The sequence below is a fragment of the Litoreibacter ponti genome (genome assembly GCF_003054285.1).
Taxonomy (GTDB): domain Bacteria; phylum Pseudomonadota; class Alphaproteobacteria; order Rhodobacterales; family Rhodobacteraceae; genus Litoreibacter; species Litoreibacter ponti.
In genome coordinates this window covers 345610-371330 of sequence record NZ_QBKS01000001.1, presented here as the reverse complement: position 1 = coordinate 371330, position 25721 = coordinate 345610, and the positions used below count along the sequence as shown (strand labels likewise).

Here is a 25721-nt window from a genome sequence, read left to right as displayed (position 1 = left end):
TAGCCTGCGATACACATCATTTTTGCGTATCCAAGGAGACTTCCATGACCCAGCTCGGTCACGCCGCCCCCGACTTCACGCTGCCCCGCGACGGTGGTGGCGAGGTCTCCCTGTCGGAGCTGCTGCCGCGGCTCGTGGTGGTCTACTTCTACCCCAAGGACGACACGCCCGGCTGCACCAAGCAGGCCATCGGCTTCACCGAGATGGCCGATGAGTTCGCCGCCGCGGGCTGCGTGGTGGTCGGCATCTCCAAGGACAGCGTGGCCAAGCATGACAAGTTCGTGGCCAAGCACGATCTGGGGGTGATCCTGGCCTCCGACGCCGACAGCGACGTATGTGAGCGGTACGGCGTGTGGAAAGAGAAAAGCATGTACGGCAAGACCTACATGGGGATCGAGCGCTCCACCTTCCTGATCGGGCGCGACGGCGAGCTGCTGCGCGAATGGCGCAAGGTGAAGGTGCCCGGACATGTGGCAGACGTGCTGCAGGCGGCCAAACACGCTTGATCGCAGGGCGGTGCCCACCCGCCCAAGTGACCCAACGGCACCCCGCTTGTCGTTGATTCCGCCCGAAAAAGCTGAAAATTGGGACCGATCGCCGGTCGGCGAAAACCCGCCCATATCGGCGCAAATCGGCGCAGTTCGTCACAGCCCGCGGGTTATTTGTTGCGACCCTTAAGCTCAATGTTTAAGCAAACGCCAACCTGTGGATAGGTGGGGACCAACCACGGGGCAAAGAACTGGGGTAACACGGGAAGGCCGAGACGTGAGAACACGCCTTATCGATTCAATAGATCATGCCATTGAACGCCGCCTGCCCGAGCAGCGGCTCTTCTTGAAATCCGATCAGGGCACCCGGTTCATCCGGCTGCGCCCCTCGACCCAGGCCGGCATCCTCGCCTGCGCCTCCGTCGTCGCCTGCTGGACCTTCGTGGTCACCGCGATCTTCCTGATGGACACGATCTCTGCGGGGAACGCGCGCGAACAGGCACAGCGCGAGCGCAACATCTACGAGGCCCGCCTGAACGCCCTGTCGCGCGAACGCGACCACCGCGCCGAAGAGGCCGCCGCCGCCCACGAGCGCTTCTATGTGGCGCTCGACCAGATCTCCGAGATGCAGAGCGCCCTGCTCGCCTCCGAGGATCGCCGCACCGAGCTTGAGACCGGCATCGAGGTGATCCAGACCACCCTGCGCCGCACCATGAAAGAGCGCGACAGCGCCCGCGAAGAGACCGAAATCCTGACCGCGCGCCTGGAAGGCGACACCGAAGGCGAGGCGGCGATCGCCAAGGCCAAGACCGTCGACGGCTCGGTCGCCTTCCTGACCGCAGCCTTAGAGGAGACTGCCGCCGAGCGCGACCAGATCGCCAATGACGCGCAGGCCGCGTTCGACACCGCCGAAGAGCTGCGCTTTGAGCTGAAGATGAACGAAGAGCGCAACAATCGCATCTTCCAGCGCTTAGAGGAGGCCGTGACTGTCTCGCTGGAGCCGCTCGACAAGATGTTCCGCGCCGCGGGCATGCCGACCGACAGCATACTGCGCGAAGTGCGTCGCGGCTATTCCGGTCAGGGTGGCCCGCTGCTGCCCGCCACTATGTCGACCTCCGGCGGGGGCACGATCACCGATGGCACCTCGCAGCGTGCAAACCGCCTGCTTAAAGAGCTCGACCGGATCAACCTGTTCCGCATCGCCGCCGACAAGTCGCCCGTGGCGATGCCGGTCAAGGCCGCCTTCCGCTTCACCTCGCCCTTCGGCTACCGCCGCGACCCCAAGGGCGCGGGCCGCCGGATGCACGCGGGCGTGGACTTCGCCGGTGCGCGCGGCACGCCGATCTATGCGACCGCCGACGGCGTCGTGACCCATGCCGGATGGCAGTCCGGCTACGGCAAACTTGTCAAAATCAAACACGCCTTTGGTATTGAAACCCGCTATGCCCATAACTCGACTATTCGTGTAAAAGTGGGTCAAAGGGTATCGCGTGGAGACCGGATCGGTGATATGGGAGCCACTGGCCGTGTCACCGGCACCCATCTTCACTACGAGGTCCGTCTCAACGGAACTCCGGTCAACCCGATGACCTATATCAAGGCAGGACGCGATGTTTTCTAAAAGCAAGATCAACGACCCCAATGCGAAACCCGAGGACAGCAAGGCTGCCGCCGCGCCCTCTGGCGCCGCCCCCGCCGCGCCGTCGAGCGCGCCGAAGCCTGATTTCTCTTCCAGCCCCCGTCCCAAGGCACCGCCGTCGACCCTGTCGACGGACCTGACCATCACGGGCAACTTGAAGACCACCGGCGATATCCAGGTTGAGGGCAACGTCGAGGGCGATATCCGCGCGCACCTGCTGACCGTGGGTGAGACCGCCGTGATCAAGGGCGAGATCGTCGCCGACGATATCGTGGTCAATGGCCGCGTCATCGGTCGCGTGCGCGGCCTGAAGGTGCGCCTGACCTCCACCGCCCGCGTGGAAGGCGATATCATCCACAAGACCATCGCCATCGAGAGCGGTGCGCATTTCGAAGGCTCCGTGCAGCGTCAGGACGACCCGCTGAACACCGGCCCGAAATCGGCCGCATCCGGGGTCGGCGCGACCCCAGCTGCCGCGGCACCGTCCGCCGCACCAAAGCCTGCTGAAGCTCCCAAAAGCTAAAGCGCATGGAAGACCGTGCGACCTTGGAACACCACGCTCCGAGGTCGCTCCCCCTCTGCGCCCCTGAAAGCCGCCCGTATCTCTTGGCGGCAGCGATCCTCGCCTCATCGCTTGGTTTCATCGATGGCTCGATCGTGGCGATTGCCCTGCCCTCGATCCGTGTGTCGCTCGACGCCACCCTGCTGGAAGCGCAGTGGGTCTCCAACGGCTATTTGCTGACCCTCTCCGCCCTGATCCTTGTGGGCGGGGCCACGGGCGACCGGTTTGGGCTGGCACGCGTGTTCGGCCTTGGCATTGCGCTGTTTGTGCTGGCGTCGCTGGCCTGCGCCTTCGCGCCCACCGCAACCTTCCTGATCCTTGCGCGCGGGGTGCAAGGCTTTGCCGCGGCCTTCATGGTCCCCGGCTCGCTCGCCCTGATCTCGCGCGCCTACCCCAATGAGGAGCGTGGCCGCGCCATCGGCATCTGGGCGGCCTCTGCGGCCGTCACCTCGGCGCTTGGCCCGATCCTGGGTGGTCTGGTGATCAGCGCGGGCGGCATGGACAGCTGGCGCTGGATCTTCGCGGTGAACCTGCCGCTTGGCGCGCTCGCGCTGTTTTTTCTCTACTCCAAGGTCACGCAGGACCCCGCCCAGCCCGAGCGCGGGCTTGACATCCCCGGCGCCATCGCCGCGACGCTGGGTCTGGGTCTGTTCGCCTGGGCCTTGAGCGGCGCGGAGCATGGCAACGTGCCCAACATGGAGAACCTGATCGCGGGTGCAATCGGGCTGGCGGTGATCGGTATCTTCCTGCGGATCGAGGCGCGCAGCCCGCATCCGATGATGCCGCTGTCGCTGTTTCGCAATCGTGGGTTCTCGGCCGCGAACCTCGTGGCGTTCTGCATCTACTTCTCTTTCTCCGCGGTGCTGATGTACCTGCCGATGCTGCTGATCGGCGGCTGGGGCCTGTCGGCCATCGCGACCTCCGCGGCCTACGCGCCGCTGTCGGTCTTCATCGCGCTTCTGTCCGGCCTCGCGGGCTCGCTTGCCACGCGCTACGGCCCGACCCCGCTGCTCATCGCCGGATCACTGGTTCTGGCCACGGGCTACGCCGCACTTGCCATGGTGATCCCGTCGCAGAATTTCTGGTACGCGGTGCTGCCTGCCATGTGCTTCCAGGGCGTCGGCATGGCGCTGATCGTGGCGCCGCTGTCGAGCCAGGTCATGGGCTCGGTCGAGCCCCATGCGGGCGGCACGGCGTCGGGCATCAACAACGCGGTCACACGCATGGCCGGGCTGATCGCCGTGGCGGCCATGGGGTCGGTCGTGGCGTTGCAATATGGCGCGCTTGATGGGCCCGCGACCTACGGTCAGATCATGCTCGACCCCGGACACACCGACGCCAGCAACGCGGCCTTCATCACGGTGGCCTGGGCAGCCTCCGCGCTCTGCGTCATCTCTGCAGTCATTGCTTGGTTCGGCGGGCGTGTGCCGGTTCGGACCTAGTCCTCGGCCTGCGCTTCGGCGCGGGATTTGCCGGACACATCCATCGCCAGCGTCGCCCCCATGAAGCCGTCGAGATCGCCGTCGAGCACGCCCTTGGTGTCAGAGGTTTCGTAGCTCGTGCGCAGGTCCTTCACCATCTGGTAGGGCTGCAGCACGTAGGAGCGGATCTGGTTGCCCCAGCCCGCGTCGCCCTTGTTCTCATGGGCCTCGTTGATGGCCGCATTCCGGCGGTCCAGCTCCATCTGGTAGAGCCGCGATTTCAGGGCCTTCATGGCGATGTCGCGGTTCTGGTGCTGGGATTTCTCGGAGCTTGTCACCACAATCCCCGTCGGCTCATGGGTGATGCGCACGGCGGAATCGGTCGTGTTGACGTGCTGCCCGCCCGCCCCCGAAGACCGGTAGGTGTCGATGCGAATGTCGCTGGGGTTCACCTCGATCTCGATATTGTCGTCGACCACCGGGTAGACCCAGACCGAGCTGAACGAGGTGTGCCGCTTGGCCGCGCTGTCATAGGGCGAGATGCGCACCAGCCGGTGCACGCCGCTCTCGGATTTGAGCCAGCCATAGGCGTTGTGGCCACTGATCTTGTAGGCCGCGGATTTGATCCCGGCTTCGTCCCCCGCCGACATGGACTGCAACTCGACCTTGTAGCCGCGCTTCTCCGCCCAGCGGGTGTACATGCGCGCCAGCATCGACGCCCAGTCGCAGCTTTCCGTGCCGCCCGCGCCTGCGTTTATCTCTAGGAAGGTGTCGTTGGCATCCGCCTCGCCGTTGAGCAGCGCTTCAAGCTCTGCCGCGGCGGCTTTCTCCTTCAGGGCGACAAGCGCTGCCTCGGCGTCAGAGACGACCTCCGCGTCATCCTCCATCTCGCCCAGCTCGATCAGCTCGACGCTGTCGTCGAGCTCCTGCTTCATGCTCTCGTAGCTTTCCATGGCATCGACCAGTGACTGCCGCTCCCGCATCAGCTTCTGGGCCGCCTCCGGGTCATCCCACAGGTTGGGGTCCTCGACGCGGGCGTTGAACTCCTCCAGCCGGTAGGCGGCGGTCTCCCAATCCATGCGCTGGCGCAGCAGCCCGAGGGACTTCTCGATGGCATCCACATTGTTCTGGGCGTCTGCGCGCATTTCTCGGGTCCTGGCAATAAAGGTGGTCGGATCAAGGGTGTAAGCCAGCCCCCACGCGCGCGCAAGGCGGGCTTCAACCGGATAGGAACAATGGCTGGTCGGACGTCAGTACAGACCGCCCGCAGACAGGGTGCCGAAATTGGCCCGCTTCGGGATCACGGCCTTCTTGCCGGTCGACGTCGTCACTTCGGTGACCTGGTTGAGGTCCTCCGCATCCCCGCGCCCGAACAGCGTCAGGTTCGAGCCCATGGCAAAGCCACCGTCGAGGATTGCGCCCAGACCGTAGGCGGGCTCTTCGCCAAGGCGGAAATACTCGGCAACCACATGATCGCCCGACGCGTTATCCGGCAGCACCGCGCCGGTGAAGCGGTCGATCTTCACGAAATAGCCGCCCTCGGGCACCTTGAACTTGCCGCCGCCGTATTTCGCGGTGGCCTTCTTCATGAAGCTGGTGAAGACCGGCCCGCACATGCCACCGCCCGACGCCCCGCGGCCCATGGCCCGCGGGCGGTCATAGCCAATGTAGCAGCCGGCCACGATGTTGGAGGTAAAGCCCACGAACCACACGTCCTTGGCATCATTGGTGGTGCCGGTCTTGCCCGCCGTGGGCACGCTCAGATTGACCGTGCGCCGGGCCGTGCCGCGGTCCACCACGCCCTTCATCATCGAGGTCAGCTGGTAGGCGGTGATCGCATCCATCACCCGCTCCCGGCTCGAGGTGATCGCGGGGGCGAAATTTGCATCCAGCGAGGCCAGCTGGCACTCGTTGCACACCCGCTGGTCGTGGCGGTAGACGGTGCGGCCCCAGCGGTCCTGCACCCGGTCCACCAGCGTCGGCTCCACTCGCTCGCCGCCATTGGCGAACATCGCGTAGGCTGTGACCATCTTGAGCAGCGTGGATTCCTGCGCGCCGAGGGCGTTGGACAGGAACGGGTTCATATCGTCATAGACGCCGAACCGCTCGGCATATTGCGCGACCGTGCCCATGCCGATCTCTTCGGCCAGACGGATGGTCATCAGGTTGCGCGACTGCTCGATACCTGTGCGCACGGGGGTCGGTCCGTAGAACTTGTTCGACGCGTTCTTAGGCCGCCACAGGCCTTGGGGCGTGTTGATCTCGATCGGTGCGTCCACGACGATCGTGTTCGGCGCAAAGCCCGAGTCCAGCGCGGCGGCGTAAACGAACGGCTTGAAGCTGGAGCCCGGCTGGCGCGTTGCCTGCGTCGCGCGGTTGAAGACCGAATGCTGGTAGCTGAACCCGCCCTGCATCGCCAGCACGCGGCCCGTGTTGACGTCCATCGCCATGAAGCCGCCCTGCACTTCGGGGATCTGGCGCAGCGACCACGTGCCATCGTCGCCCGCACGCACATGCACCACGTCGCCCACATCAAGCAGATTGTCGACGTCCTTGGCGCGGCTGCCGAGCGAGCCGTCCTCGCGGCGGGGTCGCGCCCAGCCGACGTCGGAGCCCGGGATCGTGCCAGTAGCCTCTTGGCCCTCGATGCCCACGCGCGCGTCAGTGCCCTCGAAGCCCAGCACGACGGCGACCTTCCAGCCTTCGATGTCACGGGGGAAAGAGGTCTCCGCCAGCGTCTCGCGCCAGCCCTCGCCCGCGAGCGCCTCGGCCTCGATCTTCGTGGTCACGCGGCGGAACACGCCCTGCCCGCGATCATACTCTTCCAGCGCGCGGCGCAGGGACTTGGCGGCTTCGGTCTGCAGTTCGCGGTCCACGGTGGCCCGGATCGTCAGGCCACCGCCGAAGAATTCCTCCTCGCCGAAATCCTTGGACAGCTGGCGGCGGATCTCGTCGGTGAAGTAGTCACGGTCCGGCAGCTCTGACTTGAAGGCGACGAAGCTGCCCGACTGCACCGTCTCCAGCGGCTTCTCGCGGGCAGTCAGGTATTCCTCTTCGGAGATGTAGCCATTCTCGAACATTTCTTTGAGCACAAAGTTGCGCCGCCCCACCGCGCGCTCGTTCTGACGCACCGGGTGGTAGCGGGATGGCGCCTTGGGCAGCACGGCCAGATAAGCCGCCTCTTCGACCGTCAGCTCCGACAGGGTCTTGTTGAAATAGGTCTGGGCGGCGGCGGCCACGCCGAAGCTGTTCTGGCCCAGGAAAATCTCGTTGAGATACAGCTCGAGGATCTTGTCCTTGCTCAGCGTGCCCTCGATGCGCGAGGCCAGGATCAGCTCCTTGATCTTGCGCTCGGCGGAGCGGTCGCCCGACAAAAGAAAGTTCTTCATCACCTGCTGGGTGATCGTCGAGGCGCCGCGCAGGCGACCGCCCTTGGCGGCATCCACGGCGGCGGCGACCATGCCCAGCGGGTCATAGCCCTTGTGGCTGTAGAAATGCTTGTCCTCGGCGGAGATGAAGGCCTGCTTCACCATGTCGGGGATCTCGTTTGCGGGGGCAAACAGGCGGCGTTCCTGGGCGAACTCGTCGATCAGCTCGCCCCGGCCCGAATAGATGCGCGAGATCGTCGGCGGCGTGTATTGCGCCAGCTGGTCGGTGTTGGGCAGGTCGCGGGCATACATCATGAAGATCGCGCCGATCAACATCGCAACCGCCACCAGCCCGATGGTGAGCACCGAGAAGATTGAACCGAAGAAGGAAAGTATCGCGCGCAGCATTAAGACTGCCCCCATTTGCTCGTTGCCCCTGTTATAAAGGCCCGCCGGGCCAAGGTCAAAAGACCCGAAGGGCAATTATCAGCCGTTTTCGGCCCTTTTCGATCACTTCTTCTGCGTCTCACAGTCGCCCCGCGGCAATCGCCGCGTCCTCCAGCGCCCAGGCGTCCAGCGCGTCGACGATTCCCACCGCCGCCTGCGACCGCCAGACGGGGTCGAGCAGCCGGTCGAGATCGCTTTGCGACGACATGAAGCCCAGCTCGATCAGCACCGATGCAATGTCTGGCGCTTTCAGCACCGAAAACCCCGCCTCCAGCCGCGGGCGTTTGTGCAGGGTGCCGATGCTGTCGCGCAGCCCCACCACCAACGCGTCGGCCAGCCGGTCGGTGCGCGGCTGGGTTTCGCGGCGGGCGAGGTCCATCAGGATGGTGGCGATCTGGTCATCCTGCGCCGTCAGATCGACCCCCGCCACGATGTCGGTGCGGTCCTGACGCTCGGCCAGCTTCTCACTCGCGGCGTCGCTCGCCTCGTCGGACAGGGTGTAGATCGTGGTGCCCGTGGCGCGCCCCTCAGCCAGGGCGTCGGCATGGAGCGACAGGAACACATCCGCCCCCGCCGCCCGCGCGATGGAGACGCGCATGGGCAGCGACACGAACGCATCCGCCTCCCGCGTCAGCAACACGTCGTAGCGCCCGGTGCGCAGCAGCTGTTCGCGCAGCTCGCGGGCGAAGATCAACATCAGATCGGCCTCGTCATGCCCCTTGCGCTGCGCGCCCGGATCGACGCCGCCATGGCCCGGGTCGATCACAACGACCCGCCGCGCCGTGTCGGGCTCGGGCGCGGTCCATTTCGGCAAATTGGTGGCCTCCTGCTTGGCCTTGGCCGCGAAGCTGTCGGCATCGGTGGGAGAGAGCGCCAGCGTGATCGTCGCGTCACCGTCGAGCGGGTCGGTCACCATGCCGGCGCGGGTCACCTCCATCGGGCCATCAAGCTCGAGCACCAGCCGCGACCAGCCGTCCCGGATCGTGCCCGCGCGCACCGACACGACACGCTCCGCCCGGTCGAGCGCCGCGATATCCGCGTCAAACGCCACCTCGCGGAAGTCCACCGCCACGCGCGGCGGCCCTGCCATCAGCTGCACGCGGTAGGGCACGGCCTGGGTCAGCGCCAGCGTCAACTCGGCACCACGCCGCGTGTCCTCCACGCCCGAGGCGTCAAGGTTGACGCGCGCCAGCGCCCGCAGCCCGTCCTGGGCCACGACCGGCGCCCCCGCAAGCGCGAGGGCCGTAAGATATGCAAGGAGCCTGCTCATGACCGCCTGTTCTTGTTTTGCGTCAAGACTAGCAGGATTCTCCGCCCGGGCGAAGGGCTACTTGGCGCGTTCTGCCATGAAACGGGTCAGGCGCTGCAGGCCTTCGACGATGTCCGAGGTGGCCCGTGCGTAGGAGAACCTCAGTGTCCGGTGACCGCGGACGGGGTCGAAATCCAGACCCGGCGTCACCGCGACCCCCGCCTCGTTGAGGATTTCGGCGGCGAAGGCGAGGCTGTCCTGCGTGTGCTCGGAGACATCCGCATAGATGTAGAAGGCCCCGTCGGGCGGCGCGATCTTGTCACAGCCCGCGCGCGGTAAGCCGTCAAGCATCAGGCGGCGGTTCTCCGCGTAGACCTGCAACATTGTTTCAGTCTCGTCCCGCGCCTGCAGCGCGCCAAGTGCCGCGATCTGGGCCGCGTGCGGCGCGCAGATGAACATGTTTTGCGCCAGCCGCTCGATCCGGCGCACGTGGTCCTCGGGCACGACCATCCAGCCCAAACGCCAGCCGGTCATGGAGAAATATTTCGAGAACGAATTGATGACATAGACGTCGTCGCTGATCTCCAGGGCACTGATCGCGCGGCCGTCATACTGCACGCCGTGGTAAATCTCGTCCGAGATAAACGCCACATCGCGCGCCTGACATGCCGCAATCAGCCGCTCCAGATCACCCCGCGACAGCATCGTGCCCGTGGGATTGGCCGGCGACGCCACGATCAGCCCGGCCAGGTTTTCGTCAGGCAATTCAGGCACATGTCGGGTTTCGGACTGGGTCGGGATCGCGTGCGGGGTCAGGCTGAGCGACTTGAGGATTTGCCGGTAGCTCGGGTAGCCGGGCTCGGTCACGCCCACCGCCTCGCCCGCCTCGAACAGCGCGGTGAAGGCCAGCACGAACGCCGCTGACGATCCAGCGGTGATCACCACGCGGCCCGGGTCCAGATCGACGCCGTACCAGTCGCGGTAGAGATCGGCGATGCCCGCGCGCAGCTCCGGCAGGCCAAGCGCGACCGTGTAGCCAAGCGCATCGCTCTCCATCGCCTGCGCCAAAGCCTGCCGCGCGCGTTGTGGCGCGGAGGTTCCCGGCTGGCCCACCTCCATATGGATGATCGAGCGGCCCGCGGCCTCGAGCGCGCGCGCCTGCTCCATGACATCCATAACAATGAAGGGAGCGACCTCGCCGCGGCTTGAACTTCGCATCATATCCTCGCAGTCTCGTTTCAGCGCACCTAACCCCGCGCGCAGGTCGGGGTCAAATCGCCTTGCCGGAGGACGCCGCCGATGATCCATCTCTTTCGCCTGAGCCTCGCGGCGCTGGTGCTGGCCTGCGTCAGCCTGCCCGCCGCCGCCGTCAGCCTGATCCGCGACGCCGAGATCGAGCACTCGCTCAAGCAGCTCGCCCGGCCCGTGCTGAGCGCCGCGGGCATGGGGCCGAACCGCATCCGCATCCTGGTGATCAACGCCTCGACGCTGAACGCGTTTGTGGTCGACGCCAACCACATCTTCATCCATTCCGGATTGATCATGCGGCTCCAGCGCCCCGAGGCGCTGCAGGCCGTCATTGCCCATGAGGTCGCCCATATCGCCAATGGCCACCTGACGCGGCGCGCGACGAACGCGCGCTCGGCCAGCCGGATCTCCGCGGTGGGGCTCGCGCTGGCGGCCGCGGCGGCCGCGGGCGGTCAGGGTCAGGCGGCGGTGGGGCTTGCGGCGGGCACGGCCAGCTCGGCGCAGCGAGCCTTCTTCGCCCATACCCGGGCCGAGGAAGCGTCCGCCGATCAAAGCGCGCTGCGCTATCTTGTGAGCGCCGGGATCGACCCCGCCGCGATGCTCGACATTCTGGAGATCTTCCGCGGCCAAGAGGCGCTTCGCCCCGGTCGCCAGGACCCCTATGCGCGCAGCCACCCGCTCAGTTCCGACCGGGTGCGCGCGGTGAAGGGCTATGTCGCCGGCGCCAAGGGCCGCACCAGCACCGCCCCCGCCTCGGCCCAATATTGGTACGCCCGCATGTCGGCCAAATTGCAGGGCTTCCTGCGCAACCCACGCTACGTGCTGCGCCGCGACGCAAGCAAGGGCAATGGCGAGATCGCGGTGCTGCGCCGGGCGATTGCCTATCACAAGACGCCCGCCCCCAAGAAGGCGATCAACGAGGTGACGCGCCTCGTCAACATGCGACCCAACGACCCGTTCTACCACGAGCTGCGCGGGCAAATCCTGCTGGAAAGCCGCAATTACGCCGCCGCCGTGCAATCCTACCGCCGCGCGCTGGCGCTTGCGCCGCGCCAGGCGCTCATCGAGGCGGAGCTGGGCCGCGCGCTGCTGCTGGAAGGCAGCGCCGCCAATGTGAAACAGGCGTTGACGATCCTGAACCGCGCGCGGGCGCGCGATCCCAACAATCCGCGCATGCTGCGTGATCTGGCACTGGCCCATGCGAAGTCCGGGCAGAATGCCATGGCGTCTGTCGCCACGGCGGAGCGGTTCGTGGTGACCGGTCGCTTCAAGGATGCCGAGCTTCACGCCAAGCGGGCCGCGGGCGCCCTGCCGCGCGGCTCGAACGGATGGCTGCGCGCGCAGGATGTGCTGGCGGCCGCGAAGGCCGCGCCGCGCAGACGTTGAGGCCAAACGCGCGTCGACGCGCGTTACTTGATGCGCCTTGCAAGGCGCATCCCACGGGGTTTGAAACCCCGTGAAGAAAGGCCGTTCGAACGGCCTTCCCGCGCCTAGCTCAGAGGTTTGAATGGAAATATTTCGGCGCGCGCCCACTTGGTATTGAGCGGGTTGTTCAGCGGGTCCAGCTGCGGCGGGGCGTGAAGCGTTTCGGGCGGCACTGGCAATATGTCGTCGCCAATGATGCTATCGCGCATGTGGTGCTGCCCGATCGCCTTCGACCCTTCGACAAAATCCGGCCAATGGGGTGCATAGTCGGGCCCGATGACGCATGCAAGTCCTGCGCGCGGCGGCAAGCCGTAACCCTTGAAGAGCGGGCCGCGATCTGCCTCGCTGACAATCTCGGCATAGACCACGTCCAGCGCCTCGCTCAGCGCGGCAAACAGCGCCAGCATTGCGGCCTTGTCCTTTTTCGTCTTCAGGATGCGCTGTGACACGTGAAGCGACATCGAACACCACTCGTACAGCTCCATCTCATTGGGCGGCCGGACATCGGTCACCATCGGCGCGTGGTGGAAACACCACTGATACGGCGCGCTGCCACGCCAGAAATAGGACCATTCCTCGCGCCCCCAGTCCTCCAGCAGATGCGCGCGACCCGTCTCGGCAAAGGTAAACGGCATCGGCTCGAAGCTGCCATAGCGGCGCGGCATGGCCTTGGGTGCGGTCGCCGCGATCACATCAAGAATGCGTTCGCGCAACGCCGCGCGCCCAGGCGCCGCGCAGCGGTAGATCCACTCCATCACCAGCGGTGCGGGCCGCGGTTCCGGTGGGGCAATGATCAGTTGCTGCACACCCTTCTGGCTCGTGAGCAGGTCGGTCTGCAGATCATGCACCACCGCATTATCGTAGAGCACGAACTGCTCGATCATCTGCGCCAGCGTGTCTTCGGCCCGGGACGTGCGGGCCCCTTCGAGATGCACGGACACCAAGTGGCTGCGCGGGCCAATCGCGGCGCGCAGCTCGACCGGCATGTCGTCGGGATCAATCGGGGTCGCGGGATAAACCGCGATCTGCCAGCCCAAGCCTTCGACCGGGTCCGGCACAGGCTGTGGCCCTGGGCTGAGATAGATGTTGAGATCGTAGCTCATCGCAAACACAAACAGGGCGCGCCGCTGGCACGCCCTGTCATAATGTCAAAGCCTAGCGGCCCAGCGACCACCAGCCCTTGCGCTTGGGCTTGGGGGCCTCTTCTGCGGCCGGCTCGGCGGTGGCAGCCTCTGCAGGCGCCGCTTCCGCCGGTGCGGCCTCAACCGTCTCGGCCACTTTCGGCTTGGAGACCCGGGTGCGAGTCTTCTTGGGCTTCGGCGCGGGCTCTTCGGCCACCGGTTCTGCAGGAGCGTCCGCGACAGGCTCGGCCGGTGCGTCCGCCTCTACTTTCGGCTTCTTCGCCCGGGACCGGGTGGTCTTCTTGGGCTTTTCGTCCTCCGCCGGAGCTTCCGCCTCGGCCTCGGCCACAGGCGCGTCTGCCTTGGGCTTCTTGGCGCGCGAGCGGGTGGTCTTCTTTGGCGTCTCATCTTCGGCCGCCGGGCTCGACTCTTCTGCTGTCGCATCCGTAGTCTCGGCGGCGTCTGCAGCGACTTCGTCCTTGGGCTTGCGCGAGCGGGAACGCGACCGGCTCTTGGGCTTCTCCTCCGCAGGCGCGTCGGTCGAGGTCTCCGCCGGAGCGTCCTCGCCCGCCGCATCATCGGGCGCAGCCTGCGCTTCGCCGCCCTCGGACGTCTCGCCGTTTTCATCATTTTCAGAGCGCGACTTGGAACGGCCCCGGCCCCCACGCCGGCGACGGCGCTTTTTCTTCTTCGGGTTGCCGTCTTCGTCCAGCTCGGGCGTCTCCGGCGTCGCAGCAGTCTCTTCGACCACCTCTTCCGCCTCTTCGACCTCGTCCATATCGGACATGTCGATGCTGTCCATCGAGACCACATTCGCCGCGACCGGGTGGATCACGCGGGTCGCTGTCTTGAACTTCTCGATCGAGTAGTCGGGGCTAACCAGATGCGGGTCGGCTTCCAGACGCACGGCCATGTTGTAGCGGGATTCGATCTGGGCCAGATGCTCGCGCTTCTCGTTCATCAGGTAGTTGATGACCGCCACGGGCGCCTTCAGCAGCACCTCGCGGGAGCGTTTGCGGGTGCCTTCTTCTTCCAGCTGGCGCAGGATGGTCAGCGCAAGGCTGTCGTCGGAGCGGATCAGGCCGGTGCCGTGGCACGACGGGCAGGACTGTGTGGACGCCTCGAGCATGCCGGGGCGCAGACGCTGGCGTGACATCTCGAGCAGGCCGAAGCCAGAGATGCGGCCCACCTGAATGCGGGCACGGTCGGTCTTCAGCTTGTCTTTCAGAAGCTTCTCGACGGCGTTGTTGTTGCGCCGCTCGTCCATGTCGATGAAGTCGATCACGATCAGTCCGGCGAGGTCGCGCAGGCGCGCCTGACGGGCCACTTCAGCGGCGGCTTCAAGGTTGGTCTTGAGCGCGGTCTGCTCGATCGAGCCTTCCTTGGTGGCGCGGCCGGAGTTCACGTCCACGGCGACCAGCGCCTCGGTGATACCGATCACGATGTAGCCGCCGGAGGGCAGCTGCACGGTCGGGTTGAACATGCCCGACAGGTAGCTTTCCACCTGATAGCGCGCAAACAGCGGCATCGGGTCGGTGTAGCGCTTCACGTTCTTGGCGTGGGACGGCATGATCATCTTCATGAAGTCCTTGGCGGTGCGGTAGCCGCCCTCGCCCTCGACGATGACCTCGTCGATCTCCTTGTTATAGAGATCGCGGATCGAGCGTTTGATCAGGTCGCCCTCTTCGTAGATCTGCGCGGGCGCGATGGATTTCAGCGTCAGCTCGCGGACCTGCTCCCACTGGCGCTGCAGGTATTCGTAGTCGCGCTTGATCTCGGTCTTGGTGCGCTGGCTGCCCGCCGTGCGCACGATCAGACCCGCGCCTTTCGGCACGTCGATTTCGGAGGCGATGGCCTTCAGCTTTTTGCGGTCCGCCGCGTTGGTGATCTTGCGCGAGATGCCGCCGCCGCGGGCGGTGTTGGGCATCAGCACGCAGTAGCGGCCGGCCAGCGACAGGTACGTGGTCAGCGCCGCGCCCTTGTTGCCGCGCTCTTCCTTGACGACCTGGACCAGCAGGATCTGGCGGACCTTTATGACTTCCTGGATCTTGTAGCGCTTGGGCCGCGGCTTGCGCGGCTGGCGGATTTCCTCGGTCACGTCTTCCTGAGCGACGCTTTCGATGTTCTCGTCCTTCTCGGACGCCGATTGTTCGTCGTCCTCCTCGTCGTCGCCGCTGTCGCCGTCGTCGGCGTCCGTGTCGTCCTCATCGTCTTTAAGATCGACCACGTCCATGCCCGGGATCGCCGCGACCACTTCCGCCGTGCGGGCCTTGGCCTCGTCTTGGGATTCCTCGGCAGTGGCCTCTTCGATCTCGCCCTCGGGCGCGGGCTCGTCCGCCTTCTTTCGGCGCGAGCGCGAGCGGCTCTTGGGCTTTTCTTCCTGCGCTTCGGTCTCTGCCGCGGCCTCTGCGGTTTCTTCCAGCGCCTCTGCGGGCGGCGCTTCGGCCTCGGGCGCGAGTTCTTCGGTCACGACCGCATCATCGGACTTGGCCTTGGACGCGCGGGAGCGCGACCGGCTGCGCGAGCGTGAGCGGGATTTCTTGGGCTTGTCCTCGTCGTCCTCTTCGGCCTGCTGGCGGGCGTATTCGAGCTCTTCCTCGATCAGCGCCTGACGGTCTGCCGTGGGGATCTGGTAGTAGTCGGGATGGATTTCCGAATAGGCGAGGAAGCCATGGCGGTTGCCGCCATAGTCCACGAAGGCCGCCTGCAGCGACGGCTCAACCCGGGTTACTTTTGCGAGGTAGATGTTGCCAGCGAGCTGGCGTTTGTTCTCGGATTCAAAATCGAACTCCTCGATCTTGTTTCCGTCTGCCACCACGACGCGGGTCTCTTCCGCGTGGGTGGCGTCGATAAGCATTTTCTTAGCCATGTTTTCCGATCGCATCCGGCCACGGCTTCGGGCGCCCCGGGGGGCGCTTTGGGTCTGGCGGGATGGCTTGTTTGGGCGAACCTGAGAGCTGCGGCGACCACGGCATAGGGCGCGGCGGAACGATGTCCGCCTTCTTGCCTGCCAATGTCCCCGTCGCGTCTCATCGCGGTCTTGTCTCCGACCCGACCTTGTGGCGCGGGCCTTTACGAAAGGTGCCACGGCGCGCATCCGGCGCCTGCGGCGTGGCCCCGAGGGGCCGTTAATCCTGCGACGCGTCGCCGTCGTTTTGTCGTGCGCGGCTCGGCTGCAGTGAAACTCTACCGGTCCAACGCGCCCCCTTTGGGCGACCGGACCGTTCCCCACACATAAGGGGTTTCATATGTCTTTTACAATGCGCAATCGCCTCTGCGCTGCGGCATCGCTCGATTTCACCCGTTGAGGATCACCGAAAGATGCAAAGCGCGGTGGTCAGAGACGACCGGCGCGGCCGGGACATCGAACCGCGCGACCGCGCCCGGATCGGAGATCAGCGCGTCATCGGCGAAGCGGGCCTGATGGTCCGGAAAGGCCGCGCAAACCTCATCGTAGAGATCGGCGCGCTGCGCCAGCTCGCGGTACGGATCGCGGTAGTAAAGCTGTTCGGGGCTGGGTTGGAGGGCGCGGATGACCTCTTGCAGGCACACCACCCTGCCCCGCTGCGCGGGCAGCCAAGCTTTCAGGTTGGACCACAGGGCTTCGCGCGAGCCCCAGGCGTTAACACTTACAATCTCCATAGGGCTAAATGGCGACGGCCGCTGTGGGCTGCCAAGGCAGAAAGGGTCGAACTTTCCGTTTCGATCCAAACGTATGCCGCAAGGTAACCCACGGGTTACCTTATAGAGATGGCGGAAGCCGCGTCGACGCGGCTTTAAGGAAGTGCCTTGCAAGGCACTTCCCCACGCGAATTCCAATTCGCGTGGGGAAGGCCGTTCGAACGGCCTTCTACCCCGCGACGTAATCGGCGCGCTGCAATCCGTATTTGGCCATCTTCTCGTTCAGCGTCCGGCGCGGCAGGCATAGCTCGTCCATCACGCTTGCGATCGAGCCCTTGTGGCGGCGCATCGTGTTGTCGATCAACATGCGCTCGAACGCCTCCACGTATTCCTTCAGCGGCTTGCCCTCGGTCGTGATGACAGGCCCCATCTCGGCATTGTCGGCCATCAACAGCGAGGCAATCGAGCCGGAGCCACGGCGGTTCTGCAGCACCGCGCGCTCGGCCACATTGATCAGCTGGCGGATGTTGCCCGGCCACGGCGCCTGCAGCAATTGCGCCGCCTCCTGCGCAGCCACTTGCGGCGCATCGGAGCCGTATTCCTCGCCGAACTGCTCGCCGAAGCGGTTGAACAGCGTCAGGATGTCCTCGCCGCGCTGGCGCAGGGGTGGCAGGGTGATCTTCATCGCCGCAAGTCGGTAATAAAGATCGGCGCGGATCAGGTCCTCGCAGGTCTTGTCCTGCTCTTGCGTGTTGCAAATCGCGATGATGCGCGTCTCCGCCGGGGTGCCCTGCTCGTTGATCACCTGCAGCAGACGGGCCTGCAGCGTGCCGGGCAGCGCCTCGATATCTTCCAGCACCAGGGTTCCGCCGCGGGCCTGCTCGACCAGCGGCAGCTCCTCGCCCTCTTCGACCGGGTCGAACAGTTTCTTGGCAAGCGAGGCCTCATCGAAGGCGGCGCAGGACAGGGTGACGAATTTCTTGCCCGCCCGCGGCCCCACCGCGTGCAGCGCGTGGGCGGTCAGCGTCTTGCCGGTGCCTGTCTCGCCATCGATCAGCACATGGCCGTCGGCCTGACCGAGATCGAGGATATCCTCGCGCAGCCGCTCCATCACGGGGCTGGAGCCGATGAGCTTCTTCATCAGCGCGGCGCCGTCCGACAGCTCCCGGCGCAGGGCGCGGTTGTCGAGCGTCAGGCGGCGCGAGATCGTGGCGCGTTTGGCCAGCTGGGTCATGCGCTCCGGATTGAACGGCTTTTCAAGGAAGTCGAAGGCGCCCACGCGCATCGCCTCCACCGCCATCGGCACATCGCCATGACCGGTGATCATGATGACCGGCAGGGTGCTGTCCTGGCTCATCAGGCGCTTGAGAAACGCCATCCCGTCCATGCCGGGCATCTTGATGTCGGAGACGACGATCCCGGGGTAGTCATTGCCGATGCCCTTCAGCGCGTCCTCGGCGCTGGCAAACGTCTCGGTGTCGTAGCCCGACAGCGCGAGCCATTGGGAGATCGACTGACGCATGTCCTGTTCGTCGTCGACAATTGCGATTTTCAAAGCGTTGGCCATGGTCTGGCTCCTTTTTGGGTCATGCTTCGTCTATTCTGCGGCTTCTATCGTACCTGCGGCGCCTGGCAGCGGCTGCGGCGGCTGGGTCTTGAGGGACGGCTGGCCGAGCAGCGGCAGCTGCACCTCGAATACGGCGCCGCCGGCCTGGCCATTGCGCGCGGTGAGCCGCCCGCCGAGGTCGGCCACGATGCCCGACGAGATCGCAAGGCCAAGCCCGACCCCCTCGCCCGGCTGCTTGGTGGTGTAGAACGGCTCGAACAGCTCATCGAGATTGGTGATCCCGTCGCCATTGTCGCGCACGATCAGCATCGCGGTCTCACCCGCTGACAGCAGGATCTCGACCTCGGGCCTGGCGACGGTCTTGGTGGCGTCAAGCGCGTTGCGGAACAGGTTGATAATCACCTGCTCGATGCGCACACGGTCGCCCAGCACTGGCACGGGACTGTCCGGCAGGGTCGTGACGACGCGCACGTCGCCGCGCTTGAGCTGCGGCTCCATCATCGACAGCGCCCCGCGCACGGCGTCGCGCAGATCGACCTCGACCAGATCATCGCCGCCCTTGCGGGCATAGCTCTTGAGCTGCTTGGTGATCGCACCCATCCGCTCGATCAGATCGTCGATACGCTGGAAGCTGGATTGCGCCTCTTCGGGGCGGCGGCGTTGCAGCAACAGCTTGGCGCCCGCAAGATAGGTCTTCATCGCGGCGAGTGGCTGGTTCAGCTCGTGGGAAACGGCGGCCGACATCTCGCCCAAGGCGGCAAGCTTTTGCGATTGCGCCAGCGACTGCTCGGCCACTTCAAGGTTCTTTTGCACCTTTTGGCGCTCCGCGATTTCACGCGACAGGCGCAGGTTCAGGGCACGCAGCTCCTCGCTTTCGCGGCGGAAGAAGCCCGCCTGCAATTGCGCGCGGCGCGACAGGACGTAGAAGGCCAGCGCAAGCAGGATCGCGAAGGCCATGATCTCGATGGCGAGCACGCCGTTCACACGCTCGCGCACGCTGGCATAGGTCGAGAATGACGTGATCCGCCAGCCGCGAAAGGCCACGCGCCCGTCGATCTGCATCATCGCCTCGCCGCGGAAATAGGCATCGGGGGGCGAGATATCGAAGAAGCCGCCGGTGGCCTCGACCGCGCGGCGCAGCGCGCTGTCCGGCGTCTGATCGACCAGCGCCTGCTCCAGCGTCTTGCCACGCCAGCGTGGGTCGGTGGCGATGACCGTGCGGCCCTCGCTGTCAGTGACCAGAACCGCCTCGGACGGGGAGCGCCAGCGGGTCTCGAACTGACGCAGGTCTACATCCACCACGATCACGCCGATGCCCTGCTTCTCGCTCTCGATACGGCGGGCATAGGTGAACTGGAACGCGCCGCTCTCGAGCTGCGTCGCGTTGAATACGGTCTCGTTAGTGCGCAGCGCGTCGACAAAGAAAGGTGAGTTGCGGAAGGCCGCGCCCAACTCGTTGCGGTCCGACGAGGCCACGATGACGCCGCTCTCGTCGAACAGGCGCAGGCCCGCGGCGCCAATTTCCTCGGCAAATGAGATCAGGCGGCGGGAGGTGGCGGAGTAGTCGTCGGAGTTCAGCGCCGCGATCATCACCGGGTCGCGCGACAGCAGCAGCGGCACCACCCGGTTGCGCTGCAGCTCGGACGTGATGGCGTTCGCGTAAAGCGCGATGCGGATCTCGCCCCGGTTGCGGGTTGTCTCAGTAAAGCGCTCGGTCAGCCACAGGTTGGAGACCCAGATGATCCCCACCGCCAGCGCGATCAGCCCCACCACGATGCCGCGCACCATCCATGTGCCGCGCCTGCCGGGCGGCAGCTCGGTCATGGGGGGCACCGGTTTGGCCGATTCCACAAATGGTGGCGTTGTTTTCATGACGGCCAGCCTACGGGAGGGGCCTTGATCCCTCAAGACGGGCCCTCGGCGGAATTACGCCAGTTCGAGCGCCCCTGCCAGCGAGCGGAACACCCCCTGCCCATCCGTGCCCCCATGGGCGGGCTCGCAGGCGCGCTCCGGGTGGGGCATCATGCCCAATACACGGCGGTTTTCACTTAAAATTCCCGCGATGTCCCCGGCAGAGCCATTGGGGTTGTCGACATAGGTAAACGCCACGCGATCCTCGCCGCGCAAACGGGCCACCAAATCGGCGTCGGCGGAAAAGTTCCCATCATGGTGGGCAATGGGAATAGTGATTGCATCGCCGGAATTGTAGCTCGACGTGAACGCGCTGTCGGAGGTTTCGACCTTGAGCACCTGCTGGCGGCACACGAATTTCAGCCCTGCATTGCGCATCAGAACCCCCGGCAGAAGGCCGGTTTCGCACAGCACCTGGAAGCCATTGCAAAAGCCCAGCACATGTCCGCCCTTGTGAGCGAAATCGACCACGGCGCGGCAGATCGGCGACTGCGCGGCGATCGCCCCGCAGCGCAGGTAATCCCCGAAGGAGAAGCCGCCGGGGATGCCGATGATATCGAGGCCCGCGGGCAAGGACGTGTCCTTATGCCAGACCATGTGGGTGTCGAACCCTTGGGCGCGGAACCCTTCGGCCAGATCCCGGTCGCAGTTCGAGCCGGGGAAGACGATGACAGCGGCTTTCATGGGCAAGGCGCTCCTTTAGCTCAGAAAATCAGTGATGACGGCCACGCCCGGCGGCGTCGGCCCGTTGAAGGCGGCCAGCTCGTCCGAGACGCCGGAGAGCCCGATTTCGCGCGCGATGAGCGGCGACATGTCGATGCGCCCGGTCTCGATCAGCGCCAGCAGGCTGGGGTATTTCCACGACGGCATGCCGCGCGTGCCATAGAGCGCCAGATTGCCCAAGTAGACCGCGCTCATGTTGATCTCCATCGTCGCCGTGTGGCCGACGGGCATGCCCACCTGCACGTGGCGGCCCAGCGGGCGCAGGCACTCGATGGAAGCGTTGGTGGTGACCGGCAGGCCAAGCGCCTCGACCGAGAGATGCGCGCCGCCGCCGGTGATTTCCTTGATCTGCGCGGCGGTGTCGCCACCGGTCGCATTCACCGCAGCTTCGGCCCCCAAGCCCTTGGCGTGGGTCAGTTTTTCCTCGACGATATCAACGACCACGACGCGCGCGCCCATGGCGACGCCCAGCAGCAGACACGACAGGCCGATGCCGCCCGTGCCATGGACGGCGAGCCACTCGCCCGGCTGCAACGCCGCGCGGCCCGTCAGGGCGTGCCAGGCGGTGGTGACGCGGCATCCCAGCCCCGCGGCCACGGTGGGCGACAGGCTTACCGGCAGGCGTGCAAGGTTGTGATCGCGCGGCACGGCCACGTATTCGGCAAACGCGCCCGGCTCGATGAAGCCCGGCAGTCGCTGGTCTGCGCAGGTGTTCTGGTCGCCCTGGCGGCAGTTCGGACAGGTCCCGCAGGCCAGAATGAACGGCGCGATCAGCTTGTCGCCGACCTTGTAGGTGGCATTCGCGCCTACTTCGATCACTTCGCCGCAATATTCATGCCCGCCGATCTGACCGGGCTTTACGCGGGGATGCTCCCCGACCCAGCCGTGCCAGTCGGAGCGGCAGACACCGCAGGCCATGGTCTTGAGCACCACGCCGTCGTCCGGGCAGGACGGCTCTGGCACGTCCTCGATCGACAGGGGCGCGTTGTAGCTGCGCAGGACTGCCGCGCGCATCAGGCCATCTCGATCGCGTAGCTTTCGATCACCGTGTTGGCGAGCAGCTTCTCGCACATCTGCTTCACGGTCTCCTCGGAGGTACCATCGGCGAGGTCCAGCTCGATCACCTTGCCCTGACGCACGCCCTCGACGCCGTCAAAGCCCAGCGTGCCGAGCGCATGGCGTACCGCCTCGCCCTGGGGGTCGAGCACCCCGTTCTTGAGCATGATGTGAACCCGAGCCTTCATCTTTGGTCTTCCTTATCCCTCTCGCCGGATGGCACATTCCCATCCGTCATATTCCCAACCCATCTCTTCGAGCGTTTCGCGCAGCAGCCCGGTGAGATGGTCAAATTCCGGCGTGGCAACGGCGGCGTGATGCTCGCCCATCACCCCGCCCCGCATGGCGGCCTCCGACGGGTCCAGCCCGATCTCGGAGAACAAATCCACCACATGCGAGCGATCCTTGGCCCCGGCATCGCGCATCGGGTAGGCCAGATGGCGCACATGGCGCTCAGACAGCCCGTCATCGCCCTGCTGCGCGATTTGCGCCAGCACCAGTTTGTTGGCCTCCGGGCTGCCGATAAGCAAGGGCTTGCGAAAAAGCCCGGTGATCCGCCGCAACACTCCAGTAATCATCTTTGGTCCCTCTTCCCCTGAGAGCCAGATTAGTCAAATCGCGCTAATTTATCAACGTGGGCTTGCCCATCGGCGCGGTGTTCGTGGGCAGCACCCCAAGCCTGCGCGCAACCTCCGTGTAGGCATCGGCCAGATTGCCGAGATCACGGCGGAACACGTCCTTGTCGAGCTTCTGGCCGGTTTCCATGTCCCACAGGCGGCAGCTGTCGGGGCTGATCTCGTCGGCGACGATCAGGCGTTGGAAATCGCCCTCGTATTGCCGCCCGATCTCGATCTTGAAGTCGATCAGCTTGATGCCCACCCCGTACATGACGCCGGACATGAAATCATTGACCCGAAGCGCCAGCGCCACGATGTCGTCGAGGTCCTGCTGCGAGGCCCAGCCAAGGGCGATGATGTATTCCTCGGGCACCAGCGGATCGCCGAGGCTGTCATCCTTGTAGGAGAATTCCACGATGGGGCGCGGCAGCATCGTACCCTCTTCCATTCCGATGCGCTTGGCCATCGAGCCGGCCGCATAGTTGCGCACGATCACCTCCAGCGGGATGATCTCGACCGCGCGGATCAGCTGCTCGCGCATGTTGAGCCGCTTGATGAAATGGGTGGGCACGCCGATGGCGCCCAGACCGGTCATGAAGAATTCCGACAGGCGGTTGTTCAACACGCCTTTGCCCTCGATCACGTCGCGCTTCTCGGCGTTGAAGGCGGTGGCGTCGTCCTTGAAATACTGCACCAGCGTGCCGGGCTCCGGGCCCTCGTACAGGGTCTTTGCCTTGCCTTCGTAAATCTTCTTGCGACGGGCCATACCGCTCTCCTTTATGGCGCGTGCGCGCCGGTGCGGGTGGGACTCACGCAGCACCTTTGGCGTCGCTATACGGCACCCGCCGCGCCCTTACAAGCAAAGCCCCTTGCGCTCGTGCAGACGGGTGGTCATATCTGTTTGAAACAGGATCGAAAGGGGAACCGGCGATGACCAACTTCAAGGACCGCGAAGACGCATTTGAAAACAAATTCGCCCATGACGCGGAAATGCAGTTCAAGGCGGAAGCGCGCCGCAACAAGCTCTTGGGCCTGTGGGCGGCAGAGCTGATGGGCAAGGACGGCGACGCCGCTGCCGATTACGCCAAAGAGGTCGTGCGCGCCGATTTCGAGGAAGCCGGCGACGAGGACGTCTTCCGCAAGGTCTCCGGCGATCTGGGCGACAAGGCGAGCGAGGCCGACATCCGCGCCAAGATGGCCGAGCTGATGGCCGCGGCCAAAGCGCAGATCATGGAAGAGATCTGAGCCGTCGGGATCAAGGAACATCGAGCCGCCGCGCCCCGGGCCCGGCGGCTTTTTCTTTGCGTGGCATTTTATCTGTTAAGCCTATCGACGTGATCGACCTGTAACCCTCGCGCCCAAGGACAGGGCAAGGGATGCGGACAGGTGTTCACTCACAACATGGACCCGGCGCGCAGGCGCCTTTGGCAGGGGCTGCGACAGGCCGGACTTGTAGCAGCATCCGGGGCGGCGCTTTGGCTGCTCGCCCGGGAATTGGCGGAGGTCGATCCGGCGGCGGTTCTCACGCTGGTGGCGCATTTCCCGCCGCTGGTCTGGGCAAGCGCTGCGCTGTTCACCGCGATCAGCCTGATGGCCGTGGGCGGCTATGATGTCGCCGTCGCGCGCTGGATGGGCCTGCCGCTGCGCCGCCGGGACGCGTTCGCGATTGGCTGGAAAGCCACTGCCATCGCGCAGACACTGGGCTTCGGGCTGTTCACCGGCGCGCTGGTGCGTTGGCGACTTTTGGGTCAAGAGAGCGGCCTAAACCTCTGGCAGGCAACGAAAATCACAATGACCGTGACCGCGTGTTTCTTCGGCGGCTGGGTGATCGTCGCGAGCATCGCCGCGCTCTGCGCTCCCGACCTGCCACCCCGCTTGTGGTGGCTGGGCGCTCTGGGCCTCTGGGCGGGCCTATGTTTTTTAGTCTTATGCCTGCGCAAGTCGCACCTGAACACGCTGCCTCTGCCGCCGCTGCGCATGTCGGCACAGGTGGTGGCGTTGACTGTTGTCGATACGCTAGCCGCGGCAACGGTGATTTATGTATTCCTGCCGGAAAGTTACACGCCATTCATGACGCTCTATGTCGCGTTTCTGGTGGCCTTTGCCGTCGGTATGATTTCGACGGTGCCGGGGGGCGTCGGCCCGTTCGAGCTGTGCCTCGTCACCCTGCTGGCCCCCGCCGATCCGACACCCCTTCTGGCGGCCTGTCTGGGGTATCGGGCGATCTACTACCTTGCACCGGCCCTGATCGCCGGGGCCTGCCTGATCGCGCCGCGCAAGATCGCGACCGTGACGCGCAGCGTCTTGCCGGAGTCCGAGGCATCGCCTCATCGCGCGGGTTTGGTGGAACAGGGTCAGCTGAGCGTGCTGACCGTACCGGGCGGCGCGGCCCTGGGGCGACAGACCACGAATTCAGAGCTGATCCTGTTCGACCCTGTCGGCGATGCCAGCGCCTTTATGGAGGATCGATTGACACAGGCGCGCGCGCGGTTTCGCAGGCTGGTCTTGTACAAATTCTCCGGCGAGACCGCGCGGGCCTCCCGTTCACTGGGGTTCCAGACCCACCGAGTGGGCCGCGCCGCGGTGCTGGACCCTGCGGTTTTCACCCTGCAGGGACCGGATCGCGCAGAGCTGCGGCGCAAACTGCGCAAGGCGGAAAAGGCGGGGGTGAAGGTGGTCGACGGTTTGCCGCATTGGAAGCATTTGCACGACATTGACGCCACATGGCAGGCGCGAAATGGAGCGCCGCTGGGGTTTTCCATGGGCCGGCTCAACCGCCGCATGGTGGCGCGGCAAAAGATCTATACGGCATGCCTTGATGCTGCTCCCGTGGCTTTTGTCACCTTCCATCACGACGGCGGACGCTGGACGCTGGATCTGATGCGCAGCAGCGACGCCGCGCCGGATGGTACGATGCATGCGCTGATCGCCCACGCCGCGATGGACGCAAAATCCAAAGGGATCAGATGCTTATCGCTGTGCTCTGTGCCCTTTCTGATCGATGGGACAGCTGCCAGCTGGGTCGAGCGAGGTTTTAAATGGTTTTATGAAAGGCAGACATTTTCCAAGGGCCTCTGCCGCTTCAAATCGAGCTTCGCGCCGGACTGGCGCGACGAGTGGATCGCGGCCCCGTCCACCGCGAGCCTGATGCTGGGTGCGTTCGAGATCTATCGGCTGATCCACGAGGACACGGACCCGGAAGACATGCACACGCTTCAAGATCATTATGATCTTTATGAATTTGCTTCAAATTAGCCC

Annotated in this window: 21 protein-coding genes; 7 read left to right on the top strand and 14 right to left on the bottom strand. The window is 65.3% G+C overall.

Going from position 1 to position 25721, the window contains the following annotated elements:
* The first annotated feature begins 44 nt into the window (after positions 1–44).
* The 4 genes from C8N43_RS01950 (at position 45) to C8N43_RS01935 (ending at position 4131) form a co-directional block, all read left to right on the top strand.
* Positions 45–506: a peroxiredoxin gene (locus C8N43_RS01950; protein WP_107844009.1), complete on the top strand. Its 462-nt coding sequence runs from the start codon at positions 45–47 to the stop codon at positions 504–506.
* Positions 507–765: 259 nt separating this feature from the next.
* Positions 766–2109 carry a M23 family metallopeptidase gene (locus tag C8N43_RS01945; protein WP_107844008.1) on the top strand — a complete coding sequence of 448 codons (1344 nt, stop codon included), beginning with the start codon at positions 766–768 and terminating at the stop codon, positions 2107–2109.
* A complete protein-coding gene (locus C8N43_RS01940; protein ID WP_107844007.1) occupies positions 2099–2650 on the top strand; it encodes a bactofilin family protein in 552 nt (183 codons plus the stop codon). Before C8N43_RS01945 ends, C8N43_RS01940 begins: the two co-directional genes overlap by 11 nt.
* 5 nt (positions 2651–2655) lie before the next feature.
* Positions 2656–4131, top strand: a complete 1476-nt coding sequence (locus C8N43_RS01935) for an MFS transporter (protein ID WP_107844006.1) — start codon at positions 2656–2658, stop codon at positions 4129–4131.
* Here the strand turns inward: C8N43_RS01935 and prfB are convergent.
* The 4 genes from prfB to C8N43_RS01915 form a co-directional block, all read right to left on the bottom strand.
* Positions 4128–5255, bottom strand: coding sequence for a peptide chain release factor 2 (gene prfB / locus C8N43_RS01930; protein ID WP_107844005.1), 1128 nt, complete (start codon positions 5253–5255; stop codon positions 4128–4130). The genes C8N43_RS01935 and prfB overlap by 4 nt on opposite strands.
* Positions 5256–5360: 105 nt before the next feature.
* Positions 5361–7886, bottom strand: coding sequence for a penicillin-binding protein 1A (locus C8N43_RS01925; protein ID WP_107844004.1), 2526 nt, complete (start codon positions 7884–7886; stop codon positions 5361–5363).
* 118 nt (positions 7887–8004) lie between these two features.
* Positions 8005–9195, bottom strand: a complete 1191-nt coding sequence (locus C8N43_RS01920) for an N-acetylmuramoyl-L-alanine amidase (RefSeq protein WP_107844003.1) — start codon at positions 9193–9195, stop codon at positions 8005–8007.
* 57 nt (positions 9196–9252) lie between these two features.
* Positions 9253–10392 (bottom strand): pyridoxal phosphate-dependent aminotransferase, encoded by a 1140-nt coding sequence (locus C8N43_RS01915; RefSeq protein ID WP_107846198.1) that lies wholly within the window; start codon positions 10390–10392, stop codon positions 9253–9255.
* Positions 10393–10473: 81 nt separating this feature from the next.
* Between C8N43_RS01915 and C8N43_RS01910 the strand changes: the two genes are divergently transcribed.
* Positions 10474–11808 (top strand): M48 family metalloprotease, encoded by a 1335-nt coding sequence (locus C8N43_RS01910; protein WP_107844002.1) that lies wholly within the window; start codon positions 10474–10476, stop codon positions 11806–11808.
* 104 nt (positions 11809–11912) lie between these two features.
* Here C8N43_RS01910 and C8N43_RS01905 read toward each other — a convergent pair whose 3' ends face one another.
* The 10 genes from C8N43_RS01905 to purC form a co-directional block, all read right to left on the bottom strand.
* The gene (locus tag C8N43_RS01905; RefSeq protein WP_107844001.1) at positions 11913–12950 is read right to left on the bottom strand and encodes a hypothetical protein; all 1038 of its coding nucleotides are present in this window, start codon (positions 12948–12950) and stop codon (positions 11913–11915) included.
* A 52-nt stretch (positions 12951–13002) separates the two neighbouring features.
* On the bottom strand, positions 13003–15837 hold the full coding sequence (locus C8N43_RS01900) for an Rne/Rng family ribonuclease (RefSeq protein ID WP_107846197.1): 2835 nt from the start codon (positions 15835–15837) through the stop codon (positions 13003–13005).
* 428 nt (positions 15838–16265) lie between these two features.
* Positions 16266–16610, bottom strand: coding sequence for a hypothetical protein (locus C8N43_RS01895; RefSeq protein ID WP_107844000.1), 345 nt, complete (start codon positions 16608–16610; stop codon positions 16266–16268).
* A gap of 208 nt (positions 16611–16818) precedes the next feature.
* A complete protein-coding gene (locus C8N43_RS01890) occupies positions 16819–18156 on the bottom strand; it encodes a sigma-54-dependent transcriptional regulator (protein WP_107843999.1) in 1338 nt (445 codons plus the stop codon).
* A gap of 30 nt (positions 18157–18186) precedes the next feature.
* Positions 18187–19980, bottom strand: a complete 1794-nt coding sequence (locus C8N43_RS01885) for a sensor histidine kinase (protein ID WP_211308551.1) — start codon at positions 19978–19980, stop codon at positions 18187–18189.
* Between the two features lie 102 nt (positions 19981–20082).
* Positions 20083–20751 carry a phosphoribosylformylglycinamidine synthase subunit PurQ gene (purQ, locus tag C8N43_RS01880; protein WP_107843997.1) on the bottom strand — a complete coding sequence of 223 codons (669 nt, stop codon included), beginning with the start codon at positions 20749–20751 and terminating at the stop codon, positions 20083–20085.
* A 15-nt stretch (positions 20752–20766) separates the two neighbouring features.
* On the bottom strand, positions 20767–21804 hold the full coding sequence (locus tag C8N43_RS01875) for a zinc-dependent alcohol dehydrogenase family protein (RefSeq protein ID WP_107843996.1): 1038 nt from the start codon (positions 21802–21804) through the stop codon (positions 20767–20769).
* Complete coding sequence (gene purS, locus C8N43_RS01870; protein WP_107843995.1) at positions 21804–22034, bottom strand: phosphoribosylformylglycinamidine synthase subunit PurS; 231 nt, start codon at positions 22032–22034, stop codon at positions 21804–21806. Before purS ends, C8N43_RS01875 begins: the two co-directional genes overlap by 1 nt.
* A gap of 12 nt (positions 22035–22046) precedes the next feature.
* Positions 22047–22424 carry a hypothetical protein gene (locus C8N43_RS01865; protein WP_146174144.1) on the bottom strand — a complete coding sequence of 126 codons (378 nt, stop codon included), beginning with the start codon at positions 22422–22424 and terminating at the stop codon, positions 22047–22049.
* Positions 22425–22467: 43 nt separating this feature from the next.
* Positions 22468–23229, bottom strand: a complete 762-nt coding sequence (purC, locus tag C8N43_RS01860) for a phosphoribosylaminoimidazolesuccinocarboxamide synthase (protein WP_107843993.1) — start codon at positions 23227–23229, stop codon at positions 22468–22470.
* Between the two features lie 164 nt (positions 23230–23393).
* Here purC and C8N43_RS01855 point away from each other — a divergent pair, with 164 nt between their 5' ends.
* Positions 23394–23708, top strand: a complete 315-nt coding sequence (locus C8N43_RS01855) for a DUF1476 domain-containing protein (RefSeq protein ID WP_107843992.1) — start codon at positions 23394–23396, stop codon at positions 23706–23708.
* 141 nt (positions 23709–23849) lie between these two features.
* On the top strand, positions 23850–25718 hold the full coding sequence (locus C8N43_RS01850) for a phosphatidylglycerol lysyltransferase domain-containing protein (protein ID WP_146174143.1): 1869 nt from the start codon (positions 23850–23852) through the stop codon (positions 25716–25718).
* Positions 25719–25721: the final 3 nt, after the last annotated feature.